The organism is Brevibacillus sp. BD137 (assembly GCF_041644655.1).
Lineage (GTDB): Bacteria > Bacillota > Bacilli > Brevibacillales > Brevibacillaceae > Brevibacillus > Brevibacillus brevis_D.
In genome coordinates, this window is sequence record NZ_JAOTNO010000025.1 from 1 (window position 1) to 26,454 (window position 26,454).

Sequence of the window (26,454 nt, forward strand, 5' to 3'; positions counted from 1 at the left end):
CACAACAACCATTTCATCTTATCAGGTTGTCCAGGTCGTGTCAACAAGTTTTTTCGACATGTTTTTCAGCGACCTCATTAATCTATCACATACCTTGAGGAAAAAGCAAGAACTATTTTCACATCATTTTCGTGATCGATTAAGTAAAAAAGAAGAACAGGTATTAATATAGCACTTAACCTTTTTAAGTGCAAGTAAAAAATAGAACCACCTGAGTTTTTCTCAGATGGTTCTATTCTACAAATGACTAGTCGCGGTTACGCATGTGAGGGAACAACAGCACGTCGCGAATGGAAGGAGAGTTGGTCAACAGCATTACCAGACGGTCAATTCCGATTCCAAGTCCTCCAGTTGGCGGCATACCGTACTCAAGCGCTTCAATGAAATCGTCGTCCATATCATGCGCTTCGTCGTTACCAGCTTCTTTTTCCAAGAGCTGTGCTTCAAAGCGTTCACGCTGGTCAATTGGATCATTGAGCTCTGTAAATGCATTAGCATGCTCACGAGCTACGATAAACAACTCAAAACGATCCGTGAATCGCGGATCCTGGTCATTTTTCTTCGCCAATGGCGAAATCGCCACAGGATGACCGTAAACAAAGGTAGGCTGAATCAACTTATGCTCCAGCTTTTGCTCAAAGAATTCATTCACTACATGTCCGAACGTATGGTGAGGCTCAACGGATACGCCATGCTCTTTTGCCAAAGCACGCGCTTCGTCGTCGCTCATTTCCTTCCAGAAATCGACGCCGAGATTTTCCTTAATCAAATCTACCATGTGTACACGACGCCATTTTGGTGTCAGGTCAATCTCATTGCCTTGGTACTGAATTTTCATGGTGCCTAATACTTCTTGTGCGATATGAGCAACCATTTCTTCAGTCAGGCTCATGATATCCTGGTAGTCGGCATACGCTTCGTATAGCTCAATCATCGTGAACTCAGGGTTGTGACGAGTAGAAATCCCTTCATTGCGGTATACGCGACCGATCTCATACACCTTCTCCAAGCCGCCGACAATCAGGCGTTTCAAGTGCAGCTCAATTGCAATACGCATATACAGCTGCATATCCAACGCATTGTGATGCGTGATAAATGGACGAGCAGATGCACCACCGGCAATCGCGTGGAGTGTAGGTGTTTCTACTTCCAGATAGCCCAGGTTGTCCAAATAACGACGCATCGAAGTCAGAATGCGGCTACGCGTAATGAACGTATCGCGAACTTCTGGATTCACAATCAAATCCACGTAACGCTTACGGTAGCGAGTCTCGATATCTTTGAGACCATGGTATTTCTCAGGTAGTGGACGCAATGATTTCGTCAGGTAGGATAGTTCCTTTGCTTTTACACTGAGCTCACCCGTTTTTGTTTTGAAAACAACACCAGTTACACCGATCATGTCACCGATATCAGCCAAATCAAATACTTTGCTCAGCTCTTCCCCAACAGTATCCTGACGGACGTAGATTTGAATCTGACCGGAACGATCCAGCAGTTGAGCAAAGCTCGCCTTACCCATCCCACGTTTCGCCATCAAGCGGCCTGCAATCGTAACCACGTTCTCTTCCGCTTCCAGCTCTTCCTTGCTCTTTTCGCTAAAAGCTTTCGTTATATCTGTAGCGTGATGCGTTTGCTCGAATTTTTTACCGAACGGATCAAAGCCCCACTCACGCAATTGATTCATTTTGTCGTGACGCACTTGAAGAAGCTCGTGGAGCCCTTCCTGTTGCTGTTCATCCTGTTGCTGTTCATCCTGCTGAAGGTCTTGCTCGTTTGCCATTTTGCTCACTCCTCTAGAAAATGCCTGCATTAACAATTTTGTACAGACTTTTATAATAGCGATACGGCGTACCTCGCAAAAGGTACGCCATAGATCGACTGCTTACAGGTTAATATCAAGAATCTCGTACTGAATGACTCCTGCCGGTACGTTCACGTCAACAATCGCGCCTTTTGCTTTGCCGAGGAGTGCTTGACCTACCGGGGACTCGTTGGAAATCTTGTTGTTCATCGGATCGGATTCAGCAGAACCTACAATCGTGTAATCCATAACATCACCGAACTCTAGGTCTTTCAGCTTCACGCGGGATCCAACGCTTACAACACCTGTATCTACATCTTCATTTGTGATGATACGGGCATTGCGTAGCATTTTTTCCAACGTCAGAATGCGGCCTTCGATGAACGCTTGCTCATTCTTTGCTTCTTCGTATTCAGAGTTCTCACTGATATCTCCAAAGCTAATCGCTTCTTTAATACGAGCAGCTACTTCCTTACGTTTAACCGTTTTCAAATCTTCAAGCTCTTGTTCAAGCTTTGTTAAACCTTCTGGTGTAAGGATGACTTCTTTTTCAGACATGGTTCAATTCCCCCGTTTTAAAAAATGATTCCATTTATACTGGGTAAAGTACAAAGGATTATATGTAGATGTTCTATACAATATACAGCAGAATGCAATCGTCTGTGAGGTTCAAAGGTAAAGCTGCCAGTGAGGACTGGCAGCTCGGCACCCAATATTACGGAGTATTATAGGATATGAAGGAACCCTTGTCAATGTCTGGAATGAACCACCAGTTTTAGTAGCTGACAGCCTCATCACTTGCTGTTTCCAGCAGTTCCTCGCTGTCATCTGCGTAGTTTTCGATCCAGTCGACAAAGTTCATGAGGACGCTGCGAAGCTCCTCTTCTGTCTCAACCGCATTCACGAGATTTTTCGTGTGCGTCGAGCCCTTCAAGCCTTTCAAGTAATACGCCGCGTGCTTGCGCATCTCAAGGACTCCCACTCTCGGACCCTTCAGCGCGATTAAACGCTCTGCATGCAATAAACAAATATTCATCTTTTCACGTGCGGTTGGCTCTGGACCCAGCTCTCCCGTCGTCAGGTATTGAATGGTGCGATACAGCATCCACGGATTTCCGAGCGCAGCCCGCCCAATCATAACACCATCGCATCCCGTTGTATCCAGCATGCGTCTCGCATCCTCAGGAGTAGCCACATCCCCGTTCCCGATTACTGGAATCGAAACGGTTTCCTTCACTCGACGGATCCAGTCCCAGTCCGCTTTCCCTTTGTACATTTGTACGCGGGTGCGTCCATGAACAGCGATCGCTTTGCCGCCTGCACGTTCTACTGCCTTGGCATTATCCAGTACGTACAGATGGTCTTCGTCCCAGCCCAATCTCATCTTCACGGTAACTGGCTTGTCGACCGCATCGACCACAGAAGATACGACTTCGTAGATTTTATCTGGATCGAGCAACAGACGCGCACCTGCATCACAGCTCGTAATTTTCGGCACAGGACAGCCCATGTTGATATCAATGATATCCGCGTTCGTGTGCTGGTCTACATATTTCGCTGCACTCACCAAGGTTTCCTTGTCTCCACCAAAAATCTGCAAACTTAGTGGTTTTTCGCGTTCGTCGACAAATAGCATATCTATCGTTTTTTTGTTTCCGTGCACAATGCCTTTGTCGCTTACCATCTCGGCGCAAACTAATCCAGTACCGAACTCCTTGGCAATCAGACGAAAAGCAGGGTTACAGACACCTGCCATTGGAGCGAGCACTACGTTATTCTTTAATTCAATATTGCCGATTTTCATCTATATTCGCCTCCTTATTCCCGCTTAGTCGGGGTCTTGGAGAGGACAATCCTATCCAAACTTCATTACATCACTTATTTATAGCACATAATTCATCGTAGTCTACCTGTAAAGTGCTGGCGATCTTCCGTAATACAGGCTCTGTTGGCGTACGAGTTCCTCTCTCTAGTGATCCAACAAAAGACAATGACACTCCCATCTTGTCCGAAAGGGACTGTTGTGTATACCCTTTTAGCTTTCGGAAGGACCGGATTCGATTTCCCAGTTGATTGCTCCCCACTCACGTACCCCCTTGTGATCTTCTACCAATAAGGAAAGATAATGATCAATGGTCTGGTTATGCTCAGGTAAAACGCCGCCTTCCCAAACGTCTCGAAGCGGCACGAGTACAAAAGCACGCTCGCTCAGCCCGGGATGAGGAATCATGAGATTGTCTTGCGAAATACGAGATGTCCCGTACAACAGTAAGTCAATATCAATTGTGCGCGGTCCCCATCGTACCGTTCGCACACGACCTAGCTCTCGCTCTACTGACAGAGCCGTCTCTAGCAGCTGATCCGGGCTCTGTTCTGTTTCCACAGCGATCGCCATATTTAGAAATGCATCTTGCTCGACGTAACCAAATGGATCGGTCTCATAAACAGAGGAGACACGTAGCACGCGAATTCCAGGTTGCTCGTTCAATCTCTGTATCGCCCGGCGCAAGTTCTGTGCCCGATCCCCGAGATTGGAGCCTAGCGCCAAATACGCACAAACTGTCATGAAGCAAAATCCTCTCTTCTACGGATCATCTCAATCGCAACCGACTCATAATGCCCATTGATCGGCGGATTCGGCTTGGTCACTTTTGCTTTGACTTCATGCAAAGGGAATTGCTCCAGTAGACGTTCTGCTATCACAGCGGTCAGTTTTTCTACCAGATGAAATCGTTCACCCTCGACAATTTTTTGCACACAAGTAAAGATATCGGCGTAATTGACTGTATCGTGAAGATCGTCACTTGCTCCGGCTTTGGATAAATCGAGCGATAGCTCCAAATCGACATAAAACCGTTGGCCCAGTTCAGCCTCTGCTCCAAACACACCGTGATATCCGTAAAATGACATGCCATTGAAGTAGATTTTATCCACGGTTTAAATGCCCCCTTTTAGCATCGCGTCCATCATCTTCGTAACGCGCTTCATTTCTTTGACATCATGCACCCGTACCATATGACAGCCTTTTGCCGCCCCGAGAGCAACTGTCGCTGCCGTACCTTCGACACGTTCATCTACAGGCAAGTCGAGAACATGACCAATCATCCGCTTGCGTGAAGTAGCAAGTAGAACGGGATAGCCCAGCCCTACCAGATCATCCAGCCTGCGCATCGTTTCGAGATTTTGCTCGACAGTCCTTACAAACCCGATCCCCGGATCGAGAATGATTCGCTCCTGCTTTACCCCTGCCTGCAAGGCGATCTGTACGGACTCACGTAGGTCTTTGATATAGTTTGGGAAAAAGTCGTGATAGTTCGTGTCTTCGCGGTTGTGCATCAGGATAATGGGCACATCGAGACGAGCAGCTACATCTGCCATCCGTGGGTCACGCTTCGCTCCCCATACATCATTGATGATATGTGCCCCCTCCATAATAGCCCGTTCTGCAACCGCCGCTTTGTACGTGTCAATGGACAGCGGAACAGACAATTCCTGCGAAAGCATCCGAATGACTGGCAGCACTCTGTCCAGCTCCGTCGCCTCATCGACTGCTTCCGACCCCGGACGTGTCGATTCTCCCCCGATATCAATCAGGTCAGCTCCAGCTTCAACCATCGCACGCGCTTGTGCCAGTGCTGCCTCCACATCGACATAGCGACCGCCATCCGAAAATGAATCAGGCGTCACATTCAAAATACCCATGACTAGCGTACGCTCCCCCAGTGGCAGGACATACTGGCCACAGTTCAGCTCGCGCCGAGCACGAAGCTTGGCAGGCATAGCTAAAACTTCCCGTACCTCTGCCGCCAACGCTCGTAGTTCTTCTGTTTGGGTTTTCATATAATCCAACGCCAAATCCATCTTCTTGTGTGAAGCCAACAGCAGCACGTATTTTTTGTCGGCAGTACCTGGTTGGTCTGAGATAACAGCTTCCGCATCGAAAGAGTGCATAATTTCTCTCACACTCTGTGCTGTTGCCCCGCTCATGTTTTCCGTGTGAATCTTCAGGCTCGTCCCCGCTTCCGTCATGCGTTCCGCTTCAGGAACAGGAACTCCCCTTTTGACAAGCTCCGAAACCATCTCAGCGAAGGTCGCAGCATGGATTCGAAATGAATTGTATTTCATGATCAAACTCCCTTTTTCCGTCTTCGCACATTGAATAGTAGCATACCATAATTTACTCGCTAGCCGCTACAGACTGACGGTAGGCGCGGTGCAGTTCGCACGAATATGTACCATATGTCGAAGGGACGGAATACCCGTCAATTTCAGTAATCGGAACGATCTCTTGCACGGAATTTGTCGTAAAGACTTCATCGGCATTGAGCAGCTCTTCCAAGCGATATCGACCTTCTTCGACAGGCATCGATAATTGCTGTGCCAACGCCAAAACATGTCGCCGCGTCACACCATCAAGAATGCCCGTATCAATAGAAGGGGTAAACAACTGGCCGTTCTTGACCCAGAACACATTGCTCACAATTCCTTCCGCCACGAAGCCATCATGCGTCAAAAACAGACCTTCCACATCGGGACGGGCACCGAGTTCTTGGCGTGCAAGAGCATTGTTTAAGTAATTGTGCGATTTAAAGCGCTGCTGGCCTTCTGCTGTCTGTCTAGCCAACGCCAATGTCTGCAACCGTTTTGGCATGGGAGGTACTGCCAGGGGTGCTACAGGTTTGGCAAATACGAATAAGGACGGGCGCTCGTATCCCCCCGCTACCAAGCCCACTCCTTCTGCGCCTGCTGTAACACTCAAGCGGACGTAAGCATCACGCAACTCGTTGGCATCGATGGTCATCAAGATGGCTTCTGCCAGCTCTTCCTTGGTCCAAGCAGGTTGAATCTGCAACGCAAAAAGCCCGGAACAAAGCCGGGCGTAATGGGCATCCCATAGAAATAGCTTGCGGTCGTATACACGTAATGTTTCAAACAAACCAATACCGTACAAAAACCCGTGATCCAATACCGATACGCTAGCCTCATGAGCCGGACAAATCGTTCCGTTTACATAAACGTGCATCTGCGCTCTCTCCCGATAATATAGTCGAGAGCATCATATCACACTTCCGAAGAAAGCACCGTTTCCTCCGAGCGTTTGCCGTGTACGAAACGCGAGATAGTAATGGAGATTTCATATAAAACGATGAGTGGCACAATTACCATAATATCGGAGAGGAAATCAGGCGGCGTAATGGTAATAGAGATAATCGCGAGCACCAAATAGGCGGGTTTGCGTATTTTAGCCAAGCGATGCGGGTTGAGAATCCCCAAATGGCTCAAAAACAAAACGACAACCGGCAGTTCAAAAAGCAACCCAAACGGCAGGCAAAGATTGAGCATGAAGGTGAAGTAATCGTTCGCTGTAATGACCAGTTCAAAATTCCCGTTGGATAAACCCAACACAAATTTGTACATCATCGGAAATAGCACAAAGTAGGCGAAGGAAAGCCCGAAAATAAACAGCAGGAATAGAGCCGGGATATACATGAGCGCCACTTTTCGCTCTCTTTCTTCCAATGCAGGCACCACAAAACGCCAAACTTGATAAGCGGCAACCGGGATTGTAATCGCAAGCGCACCGACTGCGGCCAGCTTTACATAGATCGACAGGATATCTCCCGGACCAAGAATCGCCAGCTTTTCCCCTGAATGATTCGCTAACGCCAAATAAATATGATCCACAAATAAAAAGCAGATAACCATACTGACAACAAGAACGGACAGCACAATCAAAATTCTGCGGCGCAGGTCTGTCACATGCTCAAGTATAGGCATCTCTTTGCTCACTCGAACTCCTCCTCATGCGCGGAAAAAGGCAGTGCGTCTCGTGTACGCACCGCCTTCACTCAGGCTGGATTAGTTAATTCGTTTAAACGCTTCTTCTGGAGTCTTCTCTTTTTCATCATCGTCTTTGGTCAAATCTTTTGCTGCGGTTTTAAATTCGGTCAAGGTTCGTCCAAAAGCACGACCGATCTCTGGCAGTTTACTCGGCCCGAAAATCACCAAAGCAATGATCAGGATCAGAATTAATCCAGGAATACCGATGCTCGACAGCATAATCTGTTACACTCCTTGTCCTAGAAACCTGTAATAGCAATCACGCTCGGCATGGCTACTGCATTTCCGCCTTTTGGCCAGTGGCTGGTTGGCTTGTCATACGACTTCAGGTTTTCACCTGGATGCTGCACCGCCAGGAACAGTGTTTTTTCATCAGGGGTGAACCAAGGACCTGTCATTTCAGCGCCTACAGGTGCAGACGCGAATTGTGCGGCTTCTCCCTTGCTGTTACCCGTTGTTGGAATGAAAAACACACCATTGTTACCAAAGGATTTATAAATGCCGCTGTTCATCGACGAGGACGAGATGTCTGTCACGACCCACAGGTTACCCGCGCTGTCGAAAGCCATGTTGTCTGGCGCCGCAAAACCGCTTTGTGGTCCACCTGCTGCAAAAATCTCAAACGTAAACTCCAAACCTGCATGGTTGTTGTCATTCTCGAACAGGCGAACGATTTGTCCGTAGAAGTTGCCATGCTTGTCGTTGTTGGTCAAGGCAATGAAGACGGAACCATCAATCGGATGAACTTCCAGGTCTTCTGGGCGATCCATCGGGGTAGCCCCTACTGCTTTGGATGCATCTCGGCAGTTGAGAAGCACGTCAGCCTGAGAAGCGAACATCGGTTTGCCATCTGCATTGACTGCTTTTTTCAGTGCTTCGTTTGTTGCGAAATCCAACGCAATCCACTTGCCCTTACCGAAGTTGGCAACGTACAGTGTACCCTCTTCAAGCAGCTTGGAATTGCTTTTCCCCGCCTTCGGATCGTACTTGCCTTTGGATACATACTTATACACGTATTGGTCTTTCGCATCATCCCCCATGTAGACGACCAGTTGTCCAGACGGAGCCAGAACCATTGCCGTGTTTTCGTGGGAGAATCTGCCCAATGCTGTATGCTTCTTCGGAGTCGATTTCGGATCAAATGGATCTACCTCAACAACCCAGCCATAGTGCTTGGCTTCAGGCAGCTTGCAATCACCGACAACGTCCATGTAGTTTTCCTCGCAGGAAAGAATTGTATTCCACATCGTCACGCCGCCGGAGCAGTTCGCAAATGTTCCGGTCACTTCTTTAGCAATGGAAGCTGCTGGACCCGTCAGCACATGCTTGGTCAGCCCACTTACCCGACGACCATATTTGGAATCGGAAACAAGCTTCCATGTGCCATTTTCTTTTTTGATTTCAATAATGGAACCGCCAAGTGCATACAAGTACTTCTTGATTTGCTCAGGGGTACGTTTGTTGTCATCTGCATCTGCATTCAAATTGTCATAGCCATTTACGTAATATTCCAACTCACCTAAATATTCGTGATTTACCCACAAGAGGCCATGATCGGACTTGCCTTCGATTGGTAGGAAACAGGTGAAGTCGTTGTTGAACCCGAAGGTATCTCCTGCTGCATTGATCTTATCGCCATAGGAAGCCACTACATCGTATTTAAAACCTTCCGGCAGTACAACATCGTCTTTTGTAGTTGGATGAATTTCCTTGAATTTCGGATTGAAGTTATGCTTCTTTGTATCGAGACCAAACAGATGATCAGCCGTTTTTCCTGATAGGGTACCGCCAGCTGCCAGGGCAGGAATTCCTGTTGCTACCGAAGCCAACGCCGCTGTCCCTACACCGAGATAAGTCAAAAACTGTCGACGATTTACATCCATTTACTATCTCTCCTTTTTTACCTTCTTCGGTTTCATTGTACAAGCCGTATATCGAGGAACCATGAATGTTATATAAAGAGTATGTAAATAAAAAACCGCCCTCGTAAAAAGGCGGTTTTCCTGTCGTATCTATGTGTTAACCTGTCGTATGGCGCGCGTATGCGGTAATGAAGTTCTTCAGCAATTGCTTACCGTGCTCGGTAATAATCGATTCAGGGTGGAACTGGACGCCCTCGATTGGGTACTCCCGATGGCGCACAGCCATAATTTCACCTTCGGCTGTCCGAGCGGTTACTTCCAGCTCACTCGGAATCGACGCTTCCTCGATAATCAAGGAATGGTAGCGTGCCGCTGTAAAAGGGGACGGGATGTCCTGAAAGATAGTTTTGCCATCATGGAAAACTTCCGACGTCTTTCCGTGCATCAAGCGCTCGGCCCGAATGACTTTTCCGCCAAACACTTGCCCAATGGACTGATGGCCCAAGCAAACACCCATGATCGGAATTTTTCCGGCAAAATGGCGGATCGCATCCATGCTGATCCCCGCTTCATTTGGCGTGCACGGTCCTGGAGACACCATCAAATAATCAGGTGCCAGTCGCTCGATTTCTTCCAGCGTAATCTTGTCATTGCGATACACTTGGAGCTCTTCCCCAAGCTCTCCCACATACTGCACCAAATTGTAGGTAAAGGAATCGTAGTTATCAATCATCAAAATCATCGTACACTCGTCTCCTCTCAACTCATCGTTCTCTGCTCGCTCAACTCAAGTGCTTTCCACAACGCTTCTGCCTTTTTCAATGACTCGGCGTACTCGGCCTCCGGAACCGAGTCAATCACGATACCCGCTCCAGCCTGAACATGAGCTACGCCATCCTTGATCACCATCGTGCGGATGGCAATGTTGACCTCGATATCACCATTGAAGCCAAACCAGCCGATTGATCCCGTATAGACGCCTCGCTTGACTGGCTCCAGCTCTTCGATGATTTCCATCGTGCGAACCTTGGGCGCTCCGGTGATCGTTCCTCCCGGAAAAGTCGCTTCGATCGCATCAAGCGCATCCTTGCCTGCTGCCAGCTCTCCTTTGACATGAGAGACGATATGCATGACGTGGGAATATTTCTCCACGACCATGAATTCGCTGACCTCCACGCTGCCAAAGCGACAGACGCGGCCCATGTCATTGCGTTCCAGATCAACCAGCATGACATGCTCTGCGCGTTCCTTTTCATTATCAATCAGTTCAAGGGCCAATGCATCGTCTTGCTCGTCCGTTAATCCACGCGGACGTGTACCGGCGATTGGACGTGTATGCACTTCCTTGCCTTTTACTTTTACAAGTAGCTCTGGCGAGGCACTAACCAATTGAAATTCAGGGAAGCTCAGATAGCCCATATAAGGAGACGGATTCAGCTTGCGAAGCACATCGTACACTTCTGGGGCAGTCACCTGCACCGGCTTACTTTGCCGCACCGACAGATTGACCTGAAAAACATCCCCTTGGGCGATGTACTCCTGCACCCGGCGAACGGCTTCCTCGAATTGGTCTTTGGCAAAGGACACTGACGCTGGCACTAGCTTGGCAAGCGGTCTTTTGCGCAAAGCTTCCCAATCTGTCTCATCGCGATCCATTGCCAATGAAGCAATTGAGTCGATACGTTTTTCCAGCTGGAGTGCTGCTTGTCGATAGCTCTCTTCGGTCAAATTGCCCGCATTCAAATGCGTCAGACAAATGATCTCTCGGGTCTCATGATCAAAGACAAGAAGGTCTTGCATTATCATAACATACAGGTCTGGCAACTGTAAGTCATCAGTCGCTATCTGTGGCAAGCTAGGCTCAAAAAAGCGGTTCATCTCATAGCTAATATAGCCTACAGCTCCACCAGCAAAATCTGGCATACCTGGAAGCACAGGCGTACGATAACGAGAGAGCAGCTCTCGTAAAGCATTCAATGGGTTTAGAGCTTCTATGCTCTCCATTTTTCCTTCTGGGTACGAAACAATGGTTTCTCCTCGCTGACTGCGCAGCGTAGCGATAGGCTCATATGCCAAAAAGGTATACCGCCCAGCTCGTCCACTTTCCAACAGGACAGCATTTTGCAGAGAAGGCTGTAGTTTTGTGAGCACCTGCCACGGATCAATCGTCGAAGACCATGGTCTACGCAGGGCTAGGGGAACCAACGAATAAGATAAGGCATATGTCTGGCAATCAGCAAAGGTAGGGAACATTCTTCCTCTTCACGCTCCGGTTTTCACTATTTATCCGTTCATTATATAGTTGCCTGACACAAAAAGAAAAGACCACGTCGCCAACGTGCGCTTCGTGGTCATACTGGTATATTTTTACAATCAATCTTCGAACTGATACAGAGGCGTGGACAAATAACGCTCCCCATTCGAAGGAATGATAGCGATCACTTTTTTACCTTTGCCCAGCTTCGCTGCTACTTGCAGAGCCGCATGGATCGCTGCTCCAGAAGAAATCCCGCCGAGAATGCCTTCCTGACGAGCTACACGACGCGCGGTTTCAAAAGCGTCCTCGTTTTCTACCTTAATGATTTCGTCGTAAATTTGTGTATCGAGAATATCCGGGACAAAGCCAGCCCCGATACCTTGGATCTTATGTGGACCTGGTTTGCCGCCAGACAAAACTGGCGAAGCCGCAGGCTCAACAGCCACGATTTGTACATTCGGATAGTGTTCACGGAGAACCTGCCCTACACCCGTAATCGTTCCGCCTGTACCGATACCGGAAATAAACGCATCTACGCCGCCAATTTCCTTCGCTTGGTCCAGCAGCTCACGGGCAGTGGTCTCGCGGTGAATGGCCGGGTTTGCTAGATTTTTAAATTGTTGCGGAATGAAATAAGAGCTATCTTCTTTCGCCAGCTCTTCCGCTTTGCGAATCGCTCCGCCCATCCCTTCGCTGCCTGGTGTGAGAACCAGCTCCGCACCATAAGCACGCAACAGGTTGCGTCGCTCCATACTCATCGTCTCTGGCATGACCAGAATAGCACGATATCCTTTTGCAGCAGCAACCATCGCGAGTCCAATACCGGTATTTCCGCTCGTAGGTTCAATGATGGTATCACCCGGTTTTAGACTCCCATCTGCCTCTGCTGCCTCAATCATCGACAACGCAATTCGGTCTTTTACACTGCTGCCCGGGTTGAAGAACTCCAGCTTCAAGTAAATGTCTGCAATATCTTCGGTGACAACACGATTCAGCTTTACAAGCGGAGTAAATCCAATCAAATCGGTAATGGAATTAGCCACGCGCATATGTTCTGCCCCTCCTATTTTTCATAACCGAGTAAAACGCTAGGATTTATTGACATAATTATATCAACGGTAGCCTATTTGGTCAATGAGGCATTTGCCCAGATATCTGGACTCCTACCGATTTTCGCAATCGCTCCAGCACGACATCCAGCGACTCAACCTGGGCAAATGCGATTTCTCGGCGAAGCTCATCTTTTACCTCTTCAAACGTCCGTTGACTGGCTTCCCTGCGCTCTGTCAGTTGATAAATGACGTATTGATCTTGTATTTTGATTGCTTCGCTATATTTGTCTTTCTCCAGCTTTTCTACAATGGGCTTCGCCTCGTCAGGCAATCGATTATCCTTGATGGAAACCCAGCCTACATCGCCGCCATTCACCGCTGTATCCGCATCAATCGAACGCGCTTTGGCAATCGTCTGAAAGTCGGCCCCGTTTTTTAAATCAGCCAAAACTTGTTCCGCTTCTTTTTGTGAAGCCACGACGATTTGTCCTAAACGCACCTGCATCGGTCGGGTATAACGGTCAGATCGGCTATTGTAGACGTTTATTAATTCTTCATCCTTGATGGTCATGTCCTTCGTTGCAAGGGTTTGCAGCAGGATTTGATAAGAAATCTCCTGCTTCAGGGCTTCCACGGTCGTTCCCGCTTGTTTGATTAGCGCAGCCTCAAACTCGCTGTCTGTCCGACTGCCGTAACTGTCGCGAATCTGGGAAAGCTCTTGCTCCAGCTGCTTCGGATCAACCGTAATGCCGGATCGCTTCGCCTCTTGAAAAACGACTTCCCGATTAATCATGTCGTTTAGCACTTGCTTACCGAACTTTTGTTTCAGCGCCGTTACATACTCGTCGTTGCTAATCGTCTTATCCCCTACGATGGCGGCAGGCTGCAGCTTGCCTGATGCCTGGTACCATGCCCAGGTAACGGCAAGCAGCAACAATACAAGCGCCCCAATGAATGCCCACAACCCTTTTACGTTGGTCATGCCAACACTCCCCTACTTGACGCCGCGCTTACATGTCTTTCAGGATGTCTTCCAACGCGGATCTGTCATAATGGTAACGTTCATTACAGAAATGACAGTGTACTTCTGCCTCGCCCTGTTCCTCAATCAGACCTTCCATTTCTTCGCGTCCCATGCTGATCAGTGCCTGAACTACCTTATCCGCTGAACATTTGCAGCTAAATTGAATCTCCGTGCGGCTCAGGATTTTTGGCTCATCCAATACGCGGGCCAAAATCTCTTCAGGAGTCAAACCTTCGCCAATCATGCGAGAAACCTGTGGAAGCTGTCCCAGGCGCTCTTCAATGGCTGCCACAACCTCTTCAGGCGTATTCGGCAACAGCTGAAGAATAAAACCACCCGCAGCCAAAACAGAACGGTCCTCAGGATTAACCAGTACACCCACCCCTACTGCTGAAGGCGTTTGCTCGGACATCACAAAATAATACGTGAAGTCTTCCCCAATCTCACCAGAGACGATCGGCGCGCTGCCTTGATACGGCTCCTTGAGACCGAGATCTTTCGTTACGTACACAAATCCGTCTGTTCCCACTGCACGTGCTACATCGAGCTTGCCTTTATCGTTTAGCTCAAAGTGGACGTGCGGGTTAGATACATACGCGATTCCTTCACCATGTGCGTTTGCTTCCGCCATGATCTGCCCGATTGGTCCGCCTCCTTTTACTTTGACATGGAGGTTCTCGTTTCCTTTTAACATAGCGCCCATCATCAAGGTAATGGTCAGCGTACGTCCCGCTGCGGCTGTCGCTGTATTCCACATGTCGTGACGACGACGCATATCTTCAACAGATTCTGTCGTGCGTGCGGCAAATGCACGAACATGCCCATTAAAACCAGTTGCTCTTATCATATAATCGCCCATGTAGCGATCCTCCTTTTCAATCATGAAGCTATCTTACCAGTTTACCACAAGGAGAAAAAGACTACGCCTCTCCCGCTGTGAGTCTGACACTTTGCGAATTCGATCATATTTCTGACAGAAAAAACCCCTCTGTACGAAGAGGGGCCGAAATAACTAAATCCTATGTTAGGTTAAATAATCTTTTAATACGTGCGAGGCTTTTTGCGTTCGCAATCGGTCAATCGTCGTCGCTTCAATTTGGCGAATACGCTCGCGGGTAAGACCAAACATTTTCCCCACTTCCTCCAGCGTGTACACTTGATCATCATAGAGACCATAACGCATGGAGATAATTTCTTGGGCGCGGGGACTAAGTCGATCCAACGCTGCGCGCATTTGCGAGCGAAGGTCTACTTTTTCAATCCAGTCATCCAGCGAGGACAACCCATCATCCATGATTTCTGCGTAGCTCAAGCTCTCGTCTTCATGCCAGGCCTGCCATTTCTCACTGTCCAGTTCTGCGTCGATGGATTCCATCTTCATCATGAGAGCCAGTTCAATGGCCTCCACCTTTTCTAATGGAATATCCAGGAGTACGGCAATCTCCTGCCGATCTGGCGTCCGGTTCAAAGCATGGACGAGATGTAGTACTTGCTTTTGATACTGGCGAATCTGCTCATGCATGTGGACAGGAATGCGAATCAGAGTTGCTTTGTCGTTGATGGCACGGGTGATCGCTTGAGAGATCCACCAGTGCGAGTAATGATAGAGACGCACGCCTCGTCCCACATCAAATTTGTCAATCGCGGTAAACAAACCTATCGTGCCCTCCTGAATCAAATCCAGGAACGGCATCCCTCTTTTCAAATGGCGCAAAGCGGTACTAACTACGTATCGTAAATAGGCGCGCACAATCGTTTCACGTGCTTCAAGATCGCTATCCCTTTGATAGCGAATCAGGCAAGCAAGCTCTTCTTCTTTGTCCAACATAGGTGTTGCAGCGACGCTTTCCAAAAACAGTAGAGCAGAAGTGTCCGATCGAAGCGATCTAGGGACAACAATTCCCAACTGTGTCTCCACTTCCCGCCAACGACGGGGAGTTGAATGGAACGAGGAGGTACTCAGAGTCATATGCAACCCTCACTTCTCTGGAATGGAAGATCACGATGAAGTAGGTGAGTCACGGAATGTTTTACTGTATCCGTATTTCGACAAAACCTGTCCGATTCCTGCCAGTTAACAGAATATTAACAGTTCTCCTCTCAGAATAGTTGATGAAAGCCCTTTCATAGGCTAGAGTTAAAAGTTTATGAAGAAAAGCCATCCTCATTAACCAAGGATGGCAAAAAGACAATGTCGAATCTTCTGATAAAAACGAAGGCTACTGATACAGGTGACAGGCGACGAAGTGGTTAGTGTCCACTTCCTGCCAGATAGGCTTCTTTTCGGCGCATACGGCTTTGGCTACTGGACAGCGCGTACGGAACACACAGCCGCTAGGTGGATTGATCGGGCTCGGAACGTCACCTTCAATAATGGTACGCTCGCGGCTTTTCTCCAAATCAGGATCGGGGACAGGAATGGCCGACAACAACGCCTGCGTGTAAGGATGCTTCGGTGATTCGTAAAGGATTTCACTGGCAGTCATCTCGACCATATTGCCCAGGTACATGACGCCAATACGGTCACTGATGTGCTTGACCATCGCCAAATCATGCGCGATAAACAAGTACGTCAGCTTTTGTTCCTGCTGCAATTTCTTCATTAAATTAACGACCTGTGCCTGAACCGAAACATCGAGTGCGGAAATCGGCTCATCGGCAATGATAAAGGTAGGATTGACGGCAAGTGCCCGCGCAATCCCTATCCGCTGTCGCTGACCACCACTGAACTCGTGCGGGAAACGGTTGGCATGCTCTTTCTGCAAGCCAACCATCTCCAACAGCTCGATCACACGATTCATCCGTTCCTTCCCTTTATATAGCCCATTTAGATGCAAGCCCTCCGAAATGATTTCTGAAATGTTCATTCGGGGGTTCAGAGAAGCATACGGGTCCTGAAAAATCATTTGCATATGGCGTGTCAGCTTGCTCCGCTCAGCAGATGATGCCTGATGGACATTTTTCCCGTCAAAAATAACCTCACCTGTCGTCGGCTGATACAACCCGATGATTGTACGGCCTGTGGTCGATTTGCCGCAGCCAGATTCCCCTACCAGTCCAAACGTTTCCCCCTCGTATATATCGAAGGAAACATTGTCCGCTGCCGTAAGTGAGAGCCCTTTACCCAACGTAAAGGTCTTTGTCAGGTTCTTTACCTGGACCAGCTTCTTTCGTTGCATCTGGCCACTCCTCCCCGTTATCCGTTTACCAGTATCGTCTGGAGACGCAATGTTCCTTTTCGAGCTTGTAGCCATCCAGCTTGACGATCTCGATGGCACTTCGCGAATCCGGAGAATGAATCATTTCACCATTCCCCATATAAATGCCCACGTGATGGACTCTGCCTTTCCCTTCTTCATGGGCAAAAAACAGCAGATCGCCCGGAAGCAAAGCTTCTTTTTCCACGAGCTGTCCGGCTTTTGCCTGATCAGATGCATCACGCGGAATCTGGAGACCGACGGATCGGTGCATGTTGTACGCAAATCCTGAGCAGTCATACCCGTAAGAGGACATGCCGCCCCATAAATAATGCAGGTTGAGGAATCGCTTGCCCGCCTCTACGATTGCCTCTCCACGATTACCGGAAAGCTCGATGGGCTTGTTTGCATTCACAATTTGGACGTCAGCTTTTGGCAAAAGTCCTGTGCCGTTCGGTGTCGCTACCGTTACCCAGTCTGCTGTTTCCTCAATCAGCGGCAGTTTGGTCAAAAAGGCAAGCTCCAGGTCTGGCTTTTTGTCGGCTGTATGTAGACGGGTAAACGCCGCTGTGACCATCGCTAGCTTTTGGCCTTGCTGTACCTCAAAAGCATCTGACCACGGTGCTAGCTGGCGAGACGGAATCCAGCCGGGATAGCCTGTTGCGTTTTTGTTCGTAGTCTGATCAGGAATCAGAACCTGTGACCATTCCCCTTGCTCCTCGACTACCTCTACGCGGGTACCGTACAGTGCTTGTGTTTGAATCGCGTTATTGTCGTAAAAACCAAGCTTCTCCTCCACAGTTAGGGAAGCGAGCCAGCCTCGTGCATCTACCGGGGATTTGAGTGCTACTTGGTCAATATCACGCGGCGACTCCGGCTTGGTCCACACTGTGGCAACAGAGACAGAAACAATGGCAGATTTCATCTTAGTTCTCCCCCTCCCACAGGCTGACGGAACGAATACCAAGCCCAGACTCTTCTGGCATGCGCATCAAGCGACCTTCGTATGTTACGCCACCTTCTATGCCGTCGTGCAAAAGCATCAATGGAGCATCAAAATCAAAACGGGTGATGTTCTTCTTGCTGGCTGCAAAATGCGCTGCTGCTGATACAGCCAGACGCGATTCGATCATACTGCCAACCATACATGGAATACCGTACTCTTCAGCCAATTGGTTGATCAATTGTGCTTTGTAAATGCCGCCAGCCTTCATCAGCTTGATATTAATCATGTCAGCTGCACGGTTTTGCAAAACCTGCAGGGCCTGCGCTGGTGAAAACACACTCTCGTCAGCCATGATGGGCGTATCGACCGAATCTGTTACCCGCTTCAAGCCTTCCAGATCATGCGCTTTTACAGGCTGCTCAATGAGCTCGATGCCAAGACCCATGTCCTCCATTTTGCGAATGGATTGCACCGCTTCTTTTACATTCCATCCCTGGTTGGCATCAAGACGAATCTTCACCTGATTGCCCACGGATTTGCGAATTTCTTGGATGCGCAAAATGTCATCCTCGATATTGTCCTTGCCGACCTTGATTTTCAGTACGTGAAAGCCTTGCTTGAGATAGGCAGCAGCATCCTCGCCCATTTCTTTCGGAGAGTTCACGCTGACGGTATAGTCCGTCTCCAATTGGTCACGGTAGCCACCCAGGAATTGATACAACGGCATTCCTGCGCGCTGAGAAATGAGGTCGTACAACGCAATGTCTACCGCTGCCTTCGCACTCGTATTTCCTACCATGGATTGGTGCAAGGTTTGGAAAACTCGTTCATAGGCAAGCAAATTCAAGCCGATGAGCTGAGGTCTCATCGTATTCATAATTGCCGACTCGATGCTTTCGATGCTGTCTCCGGTAATGACGACAGTAGCCGAAGCTTCGCCCCACCCGACCATACCGTTGTCGCAGGTAATTTTCACCAGAACCGATTCCAGACTATGCACCGTACGCAAAGCCGTTTTAAAAGGCTTTTTCAATGGAACAGATATTCGTTTTACTTCGATGGCTTGAATAATCATGTTTTCCTCCATCTTCTCCAGCACTCGTGCTTTCTTTCGTGTTTTTTCTAATAGACATACTAAATTATAGCACTATTAAAAATTCTAGCAAAAAAGGGGGAGAGTCATTCCATCCACCTGAAATGACTTCTCCCAACTCACTCTTTCTTACTTCACGACAGCTTTTCTCAGGTCTGTATAGCTCAGTGAAGAGCTTTGTACACCGCTCACTTTGTCGCTTGAGAGCAAGGAAGTGTTGTAGAAATAAAGCGGTGCGATTGGCGCTTCATCCACCAAGATTTTTTCTGCATCATGCAGCAGCTTCAGACGTTTTGCATCGTCTGGCTCCTTGTATGCGTCTTGGATCAGCTTGTCGAATTGCGCATTGCTCCAGCCCGTACGATTGCTTGCTGCCTTCGATTGGAAAATGTCGAGGAAGTTGATCGCATCTCCGAAGTCAGGCAACCAGGAAGAACGAGCAATTTGATACTGCAATTGCTTTTGCATATCCGTCAAAACTTTTCCTTCTACCTTTTGCAGCTTCACATCTACCCCCAGCGTCTGCTTCCACATTTCTTGCGCGGCTTGTGCCGTTTTTTCGTTAGCCGTTCCGCTGCGGTACGTGAGTGTAACCTCTGGGAGCTTTGTGTAGCCTTTTTCTTTCATTCCTTGTTCCAGGAGCTTCTTCGCTTCATCTGGGTTGAAGTTCACCAATTCTCCGCCTACCTCACGGAATTGTCCTTCACCGTTGGCATCAGGCAAACCATAAGATACGAAGCCTGTTCCCGGCTTTTGTTGACGCATCAGCACTAGGTCGACCAGTGTCTTACGGTCAATCGCCAAGCTGAAGGCTTTACGAATATTGGCGTTATCAAATGGCTCCTTCGTTACGTTGAAACGATAGAACTCTGTTCCCGCTCCATCACGCACGAATACTTTGCCATCTTTGAACAATTGGTCTGCCATGTCTGCAGGAACGGTTGTCGTTCTGTGCAGCTCTTCGTTCGTAAACATTTGATACTCGGTATTCTCGTCATCAATCATTTTCCAAATAGCACCGGGCAGCGTTACGTTTGCTGCATCCCAGTACGTATCGCTCTTCATTATTTTCAGTTCACTGTCATGCGCCCATTCTGTCAGCTTGAATGGCCCGTTTCCGACAAAGCTTGCTGCTTCTGCTGCCCATTTCGGATCTTTTTCTACAGTTGCTTTGTGAACAGGGAAGAAAGCCGGGTTTGATGCCAACAGGAGCGTCCAGGAAGCTGGTTGAGCGAGCACGACCTCTAGTGTTTTGTCGTCCAACGCTTTTACTTTTACGCCATCCGCCGGTCCTTTACCACTGTTATAGGCCTCCGCTCCCTCAATAATATACGCGAGGGATGCCGCTGGAGAGGCCAGTGCAGGATCAAGCATGCGTTTCCACGCGAATTCGAAGTCCTGAGCCTTTACCGGTTCACCATTGGACCATTTGTTGTCACGCAGAGTAAAGGTGTAGGTTTTTCCATCCACGGAGACCGTCCATTCGGAAGCAGCCGCTGGTTGAGGCTTTTGATTTTCGTCGAGGCGAGTCAAGCCTTCCATCAAGTTGTTCAAAATGTTATAGGACGGCTCATCGAAGCCAATCGGCGGATCCAATGACGTCGGTTCCTTGATATTATTCAGCAACAGGAGCTTTGCTGCTTGATCGCCCGGCGTCGGAGCATTTGGCTGAGCGGTGTTACCTGGTGCAGGCTCACCTGATGCAGCTGGTTGACCCGATGTACAGCCAGCCATGAGCATGGACACCCCCAGCGTAGCCGTCAGCAGCAATGTTGATAGTTTTTTCACTGTTTCTTCCCCCTTATTTTTTGTTTTTGTATGACGTAAAAGGATAGCGCCGTCAGCCGACACCCTCTTTTACACGAACAAAGCCGGGCTTGACCACTGCCCTCGACAGCTATGAATCAGGTCCCCGTTGGCGGTTGCATCGACGCTAACAACTTCTTCGCCCGTGGGTCCTGCAACCAACAGGAAACCGCATGTTTGCTATGAACATGGGTCTCCGCTGGCTGGTAATTCCGACATACTTCCAACGCGTAGTCACAGCGCGCAGCGAATGCACAGCCAATTGGCGGGCTGAACAAATCCGGGGGTGTTCCAGGTATCGGGCTAAGCGGTATGGAGCGATCGGCATCCAAACGAGGCATCGACGCCAGCAAGCCTTTGGTGTACGGATGCTGCGGATTGTAAAAAATGTCGCGAACAGGCCCGGACTCTACCACTTTTCCGGCATACATGACGTTGACCCGATCCGCAATCTTGGCGACGACTCCCAAATCATGCGTGATAATAATGATCGAGACTCCCGTCTTTTTCTGAATGCTTTTGAACAGCTCGATGATTTGCGCCTGAATCGTCACATCCAACGCTGTCGTAGGCTCATCCGCAATAAGAATGGACGGCTTACAGACAAGCGCAATCGCAATCATGATCCGTTGGCGCATCCCGCCACTAAACTGATGGAGGTACTGCTTTAGACGACTTTCTGGAGTGGCGATCCCCACCAAGGTGAGAATTTCAATCGCTTGCCGCTTGGCTTCACTTCTGGTGACCTTTTGATGGCGAATGATTCCCTCCATAATCTGCTCCCCAATGGTGATAGTCGGGTTGAGGGATGTCATCGCATCTTGAAAGATCATGGAGATTTCTTTCCCACGCAGCTCGCGCATTTGCTTTTCCGGCAGCTTTGCCAAGTCCTGCCCTTTAAAATGAATGCTTCCACCCGCGATTTTTCCGATATGCTCCGGGATCAGTCGCATGATGCTCCTTGCAGTCACACTTTTCCCACATCCGGATTCACCAACAATCGCCAGTGTCTCCCCTTTGTTCAAAGTAAAGTTCACGTCCCGAACAGCGTTCACTTCACCACCATGCGTCTTGAATGTGACCCGAAGCCCACTGACTTCCAGCAGCTTTTCCGTTTTATTCATGTTGCTTACCTCCTTGACTTCGGATCGAACGCATCGCGCAAGCCATCACCGAGCACGTTGAACGCGAGCATCGTCAGCGAGATGAGGAAAGCAGGGAAAAAGAGCCGCCACCAATGCCCCGACAAAATGGTTGGGAGTCCATCGTTCGCCATTACCCCCCAGCTAGCCATTGGCGCCTGAATACCGAGACCAAGAAAACTCAGAAACGCCTCTGCAAAAATCGCAGATGGAACAGATAACGTGACATAGACAATGATGATGCCAATTGTGTTGGGCAGCAGGTGTTTACGAATGATGTAGAAAGGCTTTGCCCCCATTGTTTTTGCTGCCAGTACGTACTCTGAGTTTTTCATTTGCAGGACCTGACCACGCACAGTCCGGGCCATCCCGATCCAACCGGTCGCACTTAAGGCGATAATAATGGTTAAAAGTCCGGGCCCCATGACGACCATTAGCAAAATCACCACTAACAAATAAGGAAGGCCGTACAAAATGTCCACGAAGCGCATCATGATATTATCGATTCGCCCGCCCAAATATCCGGCAATTCCTCCATACAAGACACCAATGAAAAAATCGATAAGTGCTGCCGTCAAACCGACAAACAGGGAAATGCGCGCACCATACCAAATACGCGTGAACACATCGCGGCCAAAATCATCAGTACCAAACCAGTTCACTTCCGACGGCGGTTTGTTTTTCACAATAATCGACTGTTTGGCGTATTCATGACCAGAGATCATCGGTCCAATCGTAGCCATAACCCCAAGCAATATAATAATTACCAACCCCAACAGAGCCAGCTTGTTTCCTCTCAGACGAAGCCAAGCTTCTTGCCAAAACGTCAGTTGAGGTCGCACAATCGCTTCCGCATTAAGATTGTCTTTTCGCATGGGGATAAATAAATCATCAGAAACGATCATCCTTCGCTCTCCTTTCGATGCAGCTTAATTCGTGGATCGATGATGCCGTACAGTACATCGACAACAAACATCAGGAAAATCAAAAGTGCGCTATAGAAGACGGTCGTTCCCATAATGACGGAATAGTCACGGTTATTAATGCCCGCTACGAAATATTTCCCCATCCCAGGAATCGCAAATATTTTTTCGATCACAAAGCTTCCCGTTAAAACGTTGGCAATCAGTGCGCCTAAAAGCGTGACGACAGGCAAAATCGCATTACGCAGTGCGTGTTTTAACACGATCGTCGCTGGAGATAGCCCTTTTGCACGAGCGGTTTCAATGTATTCCTGGGTCAACACTTCCAGCATGTTGGTACGAGTCAAACGAGCGATAATCGCAATCGGACCAAATGCCAATGCAAGCGCTGGCATAATCACATGCTGCCAAGACCCCCACGTTGCGGTCGGCAACAGCTTCCATTCGACCGCCAAATATTTGATTAATAAGGAGGCGACAACAAAGCTGGGAACAGATATCCCGATAACAGCAATAATCATGGCAAGGTAATCAATGAGACGGTTATGTCGTAGCGCGGCGATTACACCAAGCGCAATACCGGTAACAATCGCAAAGACGACAGAAATCAGACCGAGTTGAAAAGAAACGGGGAATCCACGGGCGATCATTTTGTTGACCGTATCCGAGCTGTTTGCAATCGACGGCCCAAGGTCAAACTGCACCAGCTTTTGCAAGTACAGCCCGTATTGGACGAGTAGTGGCTTATCCAGGTTATAGTAGGCATTCAGATTGGCAGCAACTGCTTCGTTTAATGCCTTTCCTTCTTTTTCAAAAGGAGATCCCGGAACGGCATGCATCAGGAAAAAAGTGAGGGTAATGATGAGCCATAACGTCACGATCATGGAGATAAATCTGCGGAAAACAAAAGATAGCAAGGACTCTCCTCCTTTTCATCAGAAACTGACCTCTCGTAATAAGCAAAAAACCCAGCAAATGCACGTGATCATGGCATTTGCTGGGTTTTACTTACGTGTATGCCGTGCATACGAATAAATAAAGCAGCGGGTGTATTCATTTGGTGACTGTGGCTTTATTTCTCGTGGAAACTGCTTGTTTGTACTTCTTTTGCGCATCCTTAAACGCTGCGATCAATGTTTTTTGGGAAGATCCAAAATACCGAAAGCGAATCTCTTCGCCAATTTCCTCCGACGCCATAATCGAATGACCGATAAAGATCGACCGAGCAAAATCAGACGTCAGTTGGACCGTGGAAGAACAGGCTGCATCAACGATCTTGTCATTGGAAGTATCGACAACCAATCCGATAAAAAAAGCACTGAATTGCTGTGTAATCGGATTGTTCGAAGAAGACTGTGCATCGCCTACGATATAAATGGTATCTTTATCAAACAAATCAATAACCCCACTTTTACTATGCTTAACGGACCGGCAAACGGGATGTTCGGAGAGCGACTTCCTCACAATCGCAAGCTGGGTAAGCACTTTCCTACATAGTACCAGAAGATTTCGCAATTTGTAAATAAGTCTGACTAATCTTTCAGTTCTTCTACAGATACGACCGGAAACGAATGCGACGGCAGCATCGGCAGAAACGGTCGCTCGTCGATGTAGGCAACTACGACATGCGATGGACCCACCATTGTTTTCGGTGCAAGCTGCAATTCCTCCCCACGCTCAGTTACGACGGTAATCTGCAGCATTCCACCTCCCGGACGAGCTGGCCCTTTCGTTGCTCGCTCTGTCACGAGTGTTTTCCCATTGTACTGTAAGCGTAATTGGTGGTCATTACGCCACGAACGGAAATCCACATAATAGCGGGAGAAAGGAATGGGATCAGTGGTCACACTGTCTGCTTGAGGGACGAACATGGCCTGCTCACGACGGTAGCCACCATTCTTATGCATTCTTTCATCAAAACGTTCAAGAGCCTCGTCTTCGAGCAGATCAATCACACCTTCTGTTTTCAGTACAGGATCAACAGCAAAGGTAGCGTGATGATTAGACAACTCCAGGAGTATCTTCACTTCTGTTTTTTTCTGCATGGCGAGGTCTGCATCTACAATAAACATACCTACCAACAAAAAGAACAGCATCGTAGAAATCGATAAGATATTTATACCCGTAACGATAGCCTCCTAACGGGAGCTTTTACAAATCATAGTCCATGATGTTAACTGTACCTATTCTTTGGACTTGCAAGGAATCAGCTGGCATCGGAATCCACGAGGTAAAGCGGGGGTATGGAATTGCCAGCTCCACGACAAACTCATCTTCGTGGCTCCACAGAACGGGATCGAGTGAACGAGTGCGAGTGACACTGACAAACAGCTCCTGATCTGGAATGGAAAGCTTTTTCTCCCGCAGCTCCCGAGTGATCAATGCACGAACCTCTTGTTGCAGGTTGGCTTCACTCGTCCCCCCGTGGTTGCTGACATATTTCGTAGCGGCTGCGCTCACTTCCAATAATTCGTTCCTGGCCTGAACAACCGTATGTACCTGTAAAAGCCCTAATGGAACGAGTAGCATAACCATAATGTTCAGAATCACAGCGATTAATTGCCCCATTAGCCTGTACCAAAACGCGTTACTTCAGCGAGCAAATCACCGAAAAACTGCGTGCATGCCGAAAAGAGATTTTGCGGACCGGTGAGAAGCAACCCTACCGTCAAAGGCAAAACAATCGCCATTACAGCCAAAATGCTAATCATTTTATTCATTCACTACCACCCTGGATCAAAGTATTCGGACGGACGGCTTCCTGTAAAGGAAAAGGATGTATTCCCTTCCACAAATTTGCGCAGCCATTGGGTCACTTTTGAAGGCTGGATGGTAACCGACAAGGTAATCGCCTCCTGCCGCTCTTTACGAGCTCGCTCGCCCTCGGTTCGAGGCCAGCTCCCAGCAAACGTATCCCCTGTCACTTCCCAACCCAGTCCTTTCATTTTCAGAAGATAGTAATCTGCTAACGTCGGCTCCAAATACCCGATGTCCTGCATATCATCCAGTAAGTCAGCATAGATTCCACGGGCAATCGCCCTTTCCATTGCGTACAAGTGGTAAGCTCCCAGTGCGGAAGTGATCAATAGAAGGACCAGTAGACAAATAAGAAAGACTTTTGCTTTCACCATCGTTTTAGAAACGCCAGCTCTTCTTTAGTGGAAGATGACTGTCGCTGCCCGATACACCCTTTCCTGTTGTGTCTGTTTAAGCTGCTCCTCTGGTTGGAGATTCCAAAGCACCGCGCACAAGCTCCCTACCATAATCGAAATAATGAGAAGTACGTGGATGTGCAGCATCATTTAGACGACGTATAGGATGTGCCGTTTTGCATCCTAAAGTTGATGTTTTCATTTCGAGTATCATAGTTCAGCGATGTGATGGATTGGTTAATGCTCTCGGCAGAATCGTTGGCCGCAGGGCTTAACTCATTGCCGTAACTGCTAACACCAATTCCTAACACCATGACGCATGCTAAAAATATAAAAAACATTTTCGACATCTCAA

At 48.4% G+C, this 26,454-nt stretch carries 29 protein-coding genes; all 29 read right to left on the reverse strand.

Translation table 11 applies throughout. The features are described 5' to 3' along the window. Positions 1–247: 247 nt before the first annotated feature. The 29 genes from lysS to ODZ53_RS28815 all read right to left on the reverse strand — a co-directional run bounded on the left by lysS (position 248) and on the right by ODZ53_RS28815 (position 25,994). A complete protein-coding gene (gene lysS / locus ODZ53_RS28675) occupies positions 248–1,783 on the reverse strand; it encodes a lysine--tRNA ligase (RefSeq protein WP_372681761.1) in 1,536 nt (511 codons plus the stop codon). A gap of 102 nt (positions 1,784–1,885) precedes the next feature. After that, positions 1,886–2,362, reverse strand: coding sequence for a transcription elongation factor GreA (greA, locus tag ODZ53_RS28680; RefSeq protein ID WP_007725265.1), 477 nt, complete (start codon positions 2,360–2,362; stop codon positions 1,886–1,888). A 217-nt stretch (positions 2,363–2,579) separates the two neighbouring features. Further along, positions 2,580–3,608 carry a tRNA dihydrouridine synthase DusB gene (gene dusB, locus ODZ53_RS28685; RefSeq protein ID WP_199927598.1) on the reverse strand — a complete coding sequence of 343 codons (1,029 nt, stop codon included), beginning with the start codon at positions 3,606–3,608 and terminating at the stop codon, positions 2,580–2,582. 70 nt (positions 3,609–3,678) lie between these two features. After that, a complete protein-coding gene (locus ODZ53_RS28690) occupies positions 3,679–3,888 on the reverse strand; it encodes a helix-turn-helix domain-containing protein (RefSeq protein ID WP_012683949.1) in 210 nt (69 codons plus the stop codon). After that, a complete protein-coding gene (folK, locus tag ODZ53_RS28695) occupies positions 3,840–4,370 on the reverse strand; it encodes a 2-amino-4-hydroxy-6-hydroxymethyldihydropteridine diphosphokinase (RefSeq protein ID WP_372681764.1) in 531 nt (176 codons plus the stop codon). Before folK ends, ODZ53_RS28690 begins: the two co-directional genes overlap by 49 nt. Beyond that, positions 4,367–4,738, reverse strand: coding sequence for a dihydroneopterin aldolase (gene folB, locus ODZ53_RS28700; RefSeq protein ID WP_064203224.1), 372 nt, complete (start codon positions 4,736–4,738; stop codon positions 4,367–4,369). Before folB ends, folK begins: the two co-directional genes overlap by 4 nt. Before the next feature lie 3 nt (positions 4,739–4,741). Continuing rightward, a complete protein-coding gene (gene folP / locus ODZ53_RS28705; RefSeq protein ID WP_372681766.1) occupies positions 4,742–5,929 on the reverse strand; it encodes a dihydropteroate synthase in 1,188 nt (395 codons plus the stop codon). Between the two features lie 52 nt (positions 5,930–5,981). Next, positions 5,982–6,827, reverse strand: coding sequence for an aminodeoxychorismate lyase (gene pabC, locus ODZ53_RS28710; protein ID WP_372681768.1), 846 nt, complete (start codon positions 6,825–6,827; stop codon positions 5,982–5,984). A gap of 38 nt (positions 6,828–6,865) precedes the next feature. Continuing rightward, positions 6,866–7,594, reverse strand: coding sequence for a twin-arginine translocase subunit TatC (gene tatC, locus ODZ53_RS28715; protein WP_173627905.1), 729 nt, complete (start codon positions 7,592–7,594; stop codon positions 6,866–6,868). A gap of 69 nt (positions 7,595–7,663) precedes the next feature. Then, positions 7,664–7,864, reverse strand: a complete 201-nt coding sequence (gene tatA / locus ODZ53_RS28720; RefSeq protein ID WP_372681770.1) for a twin-arginine translocase TatA/TatE family subunit — start codon at positions 7,862–7,864, stop codon at positions 7,664–7,666. 20 nt (positions 7,865–7,884) lie between these two features. Further along, entirely contained in the window at positions 7,885–9,528 is a 1,644-nt protein-coding gene (locus ODZ53_RS28725; protein WP_372681772.1) for a PhoX family protein, read from the reverse strand. 136 nt (positions 9,529–9,664) lie between these two features. Then, a complete protein-coding gene (pabA, locus tag ODZ53_RS28730) occupies positions 9,665–10,249 on the reverse strand; it encodes an aminodeoxychorismate/anthranilate synthase component II (RefSeq protein WP_372681774.1) in 585 nt (194 codons plus the stop codon). Between the two features lie 17 nt (positions 10,250–10,266). Further along, positions 10,267–11,760: an anthranilate synthase component I family protein gene (locus ODZ53_RS28735; protein ID WP_372681776.1), complete on the reverse strand. Its 1,494-nt coding sequence runs from the start codon at positions 11,758–11,760 to the stop codon at positions 10,267–10,269. A 120-nt stretch (positions 11,761–11,880) separates the two neighbouring features. Next, positions 11,881–12,813, reverse strand: coding sequence for a cysteine synthase A (gene cysK / locus ODZ53_RS28740; protein WP_012683940.1), 933 nt, complete (start codon positions 12,811–12,813; stop codon positions 11,881–11,883). 82 nt (positions 12,814–12,895) lie between these two features. Further along, entirely contained in the window at positions 12,896–13,798 is a 903-nt protein-coding gene (locus ODZ53_RS28745) for a peptidyl-prolyl cis-trans isomerase (protein WP_199927605.1), read from the reverse strand. Between the two features lie 28 nt (positions 13,799–13,826). Continuing rightward, complete coding sequence (gene hslO / locus ODZ53_RS28750) at positions 13,827–14,699, reverse strand: Hsp33 family molecular chaperone HslO (RefSeq protein WP_064203230.1); 873 nt, start codon at positions 14,697–14,699, stop codon at positions 13,827–13,829. 165 nt (positions 14,700–14,864) lie between these two features. Further along, positions 14,865–15,809, reverse strand: a complete 945-nt coding sequence (locus ODZ53_RS28755) for a sigma-70 family RNA polymerase sigma factor (RefSeq protein ID WP_372681779.1) — start codon at positions 15,807–15,809, stop codon at positions 14,865–14,867. Between the two features lie 250 nt (positions 15,810–16,059). Further along, positions 16,060–17,019, reverse strand: a complete 960-nt coding sequence (locus tag ODZ53_RS28760) for an ABC transporter ATP-binding protein (protein ID WP_372681781.1) — start codon at positions 17,017–17,019, stop codon at positions 16,060–16,062. Between the two features lie 25 nt (positions 17,020–17,044). Continuing rightward, positions 17,045–17,962: a C40 family peptidase gene (locus tag ODZ53_RS28765; protein ID WP_372681783.1), complete on the reverse strand. Its 918-nt coding sequence runs from the start codon at positions 17,960–17,962 to the stop codon at positions 17,045–17,047. Position 17,963: 1 nt separating this feature from the next. After that, entirely contained in the window at positions 17,964–19,058 is a 1,095-nt protein-coding gene (locus ODZ53_RS28770) for a dipeptide epimerase (RefSeq protein WP_172143265.1), read from the reverse strand. Positions 19,059–19,205: 147 nt separating this feature from the next. Further along, positions 19,206–20,864, reverse strand: a complete 1,659-nt coding sequence (locus tag ODZ53_RS28775) for a peptide ABC transporter substrate-binding protein (RefSeq protein ID WP_372681785.1) — start codon at positions 20,862–20,864, stop codon at positions 19,206–19,208. A gap of 116 nt (positions 20,865–20,980) precedes the next feature. After that, on the reverse strand, positions 20,981–22,006 hold the full coding sequence (locus tag ODZ53_RS28780) for an ABC transporter ATP-binding protein (RefSeq protein ID WP_372681787.1): 1,026 nt from the start codon (positions 22,004–22,006) through the stop codon (positions 20,981–20,983). 5 nt (positions 22,007–22,011) lie between these two features. After that, positions 22,012–22,899: an ABC transporter permease gene (locus tag ODZ53_RS28785; protein ID WP_372681809.1), complete on the reverse strand. Its 888-nt coding sequence runs from the start codon at positions 22,897–22,899 to the stop codon at positions 22,012–22,014. 26 nt (positions 22,900–22,925) lie between these two features. Further along, entirely contained in the window at positions 22,926–23,864 is a 939-nt protein-coding gene (locus tag ODZ53_RS28790) for an ABC transporter permease (RefSeq protein WP_172143247.1), read from the reverse strand. 136 nt (positions 23,865–24,000) lie between these two features. Next, positions 24,001–24,342, reverse strand: a complete 342-nt coding sequence (locus ODZ53_RS28795) for a DUF3870 domain-containing protein (protein ID WP_012683929.1) — start codon at positions 24,340–24,342, stop codon at positions 24,001–24,003. 137 nt (positions 24,343–24,479) lie between these two features. Further along, complete coding sequence (locus ODZ53_RS28800; protein WP_372681790.1) at positions 24,480–25,043, reverse strand: hypothetical protein; 564 nt, start codon at positions 25,041–25,043, stop codon at positions 24,480–24,482. Between the two features lie 55 nt (positions 25,044–25,098). Beyond that, entirely contained in the window at positions 25,099–25,515 is a 417-nt protein-coding gene (locus ODZ53_RS28805) for a hypothetical protein (protein ID WP_041749197.1), read from the reverse strand. Continuing rightward, the gene (locus ODZ53_RS28810) at positions 25,515–25,667 is read right to left on the reverse strand and encodes a hypothetical protein (RefSeq protein WP_012683926.1); all 153 of its coding nucleotides are present in this window, start codon (positions 25,665–25,667) and stop codon (positions 25,515–25,517) included. The genes ODZ53_RS28805 and ODZ53_RS28810 overlap by 1 nt, the downstream gene beginning before the upstream one ends. A 3-nt stretch (positions 25,668–25,670) precedes the next feature. Next, positions 25,671–25,994 (reverse strand): hypothetical protein, encoded by a 324-nt coding sequence (locus tag ODZ53_RS28815; protein WP_372681811.1) that lies wholly within the window; start codon positions 25,992–25,994, stop codon positions 25,671–25,673. Between the last annotated feature and the right edge of the window lie 460 nt (positions 25,995–26,454).

Excerpts from the sequence above, each read along its gene's own strand:
- ODZ53_RS28760 (WP_372681781.1), bottom strand. The coding sequence starts at position 17,019 with ATGCAACGAAAGAAGCTGGTCCAGGTAAAGAACCTGACAAAGACCTTT.
- ODZ53_RS28815 (WP_372681811.1), bottom strand. The coding sequence starts at position 25,994 with ATGGAAAGGGCGATTGCCCGTGGAATCTATGCTGACTTACTGGATGAT.
- ODZ53_RS28765 (WP_372681783.1), bottom strand. The coding sequence starts at position 17,962 with ATGAAATCTGCCATTGTTTCTGTCTCTGTTGCCACAGTGTGGACCAAG.
- ODZ53_RS28745 (WP_199927605.1), bottom strand. The coding sequence starts at position 13,798 with ATGACCAACGTAAAAGGGTTGTGGGCATTCATTGGGGCGCTTGTATTG.
- dusB (WP_199927598.1), bottom strand. The coding sequence starts at position 3,608 with ATGAAAATCGGCAATATTGAATTAAAGAATAACGTAGTGCTCGCTCCA.
- folP (WP_372681766.1), bottom strand. The coding sequence starts at position 5,929 with ATGAAATACAATTCATTTCGAATCCATGCTGCGACCTTCGCTGAGATG.
- hslO (WP_064203230.1), bottom strand. The coding sequence starts at position 14,699 with ATGGGCGATTATATGATAAGAGCAACTGGTTTTAATGGGCATGTTCGT.
- pabC (WP_372681768.1), bottom strand. The coding sequence starts at position 6,827 with ATGCACGTTTATGTAAACGGAACGATTTGTCCGGCTCATGAGGCTAGC.
- ODZ53_RS28785 (WP_372681809.1), bottom strand. The coding sequence starts at position 22,899 with ATGCGAAAAGACAATCTTAATGCGGAAGCGATTGTGCGACCTCAACTG.
- ODZ53_RS28810 (WP_012683926.1), bottom strand. The coding sequence starts at position 25,667 with ATGAATAAAATGATTAGCATTTTGGCTGTAATGGCGATTGTTTTGCCT.
- ODZ53_RS28770 (WP_172143265.1), bottom strand. The coding sequence starts at position 19,058 with ATGATTATTCAAGCCATCGAAGTAAAACGAATATCTGTTCCATTGAAA.
- folK (WP_372681764.1), bottom strand. The coding sequence starts at position 4,370 with ATGACAGTTTGTGCGTATTTGGCGCTAGGCTCCAATCTCGGGGATCGG.
- ODZ53_RS28755 (WP_372681779.1), bottom strand. The coding sequence starts at position 15,809 with ATGACTCTGAGTACCTCCTCGTTCCATTCAACTCCCCGTCGTTGGCGG.
- ODZ53_RS28780 (WP_372681787.1), bottom strand. The coding sequence starts at position 22,006 with ATGAATAAAACGGAAAAGCTGCTGGAAGTCAGTGGGCTTCGGGTCACA.
- ODZ53_RS28800 (WP_372681790.1), bottom strand. The coding sequence starts at position 25,043 with ATGCTGTTCTTTTTGTTGGTAGGTATGTTTATTGTAGATGCAGACCTC.
- ODZ53_RS28805 (WP_041749197.1), bottom strand. The coding sequence starts at position 25,515 with ATGGGGCAATTAATCGCTGTGATTCTGAACATTATGGTTATGCTACTC.
- lysS (WP_372681761.1), bottom strand. The coding sequence starts at position 1,783 with ATGGCAAACGAGCAAGACCTTCAGCAGGATGAACAGCAACAGGATGAA.
- ODZ53_RS28735 (WP_372681776.1), bottom strand. The coding sequence starts at position 11,760 with ATGTTCCCTACCTTTGCTGATTGCCAGACATATGCCTTATCTTATTCG.
- greA (WP_007725265.1), bottom strand. The coding sequence starts at position 2,362 with ATGTCTGAAAAAGAAGTCATCCTTACACCAGAAGGTTTAACAAAGCTT.
- ODZ53_RS28725 (WP_372681772.1), bottom strand. The coding sequence starts at position 9,528 with ATGGATGTAAATCGTCGACAGTTTTTGACTTATCTCGGTGTAGGGACA.
- pabA (WP_372681774.1), bottom strand. The coding sequence starts at position 10,249 with ATGATTTTGATGATTGATAACTACGATTCCTTTACCTACAATTTGGTG.
- cysK (WP_012683940.1), bottom strand. The coding sequence starts at position 12,813 with ATGCGCGTGGCTAATTCCATTACCGATTTGATTGGATTTACTCCGCTT.
- tatA (WP_372681770.1), bottom strand. The coding sequence starts at position 7,864 with ATGCTGTCGAGCATCGGTATTCCTGGATTAATTCTGATCCTGATCATT.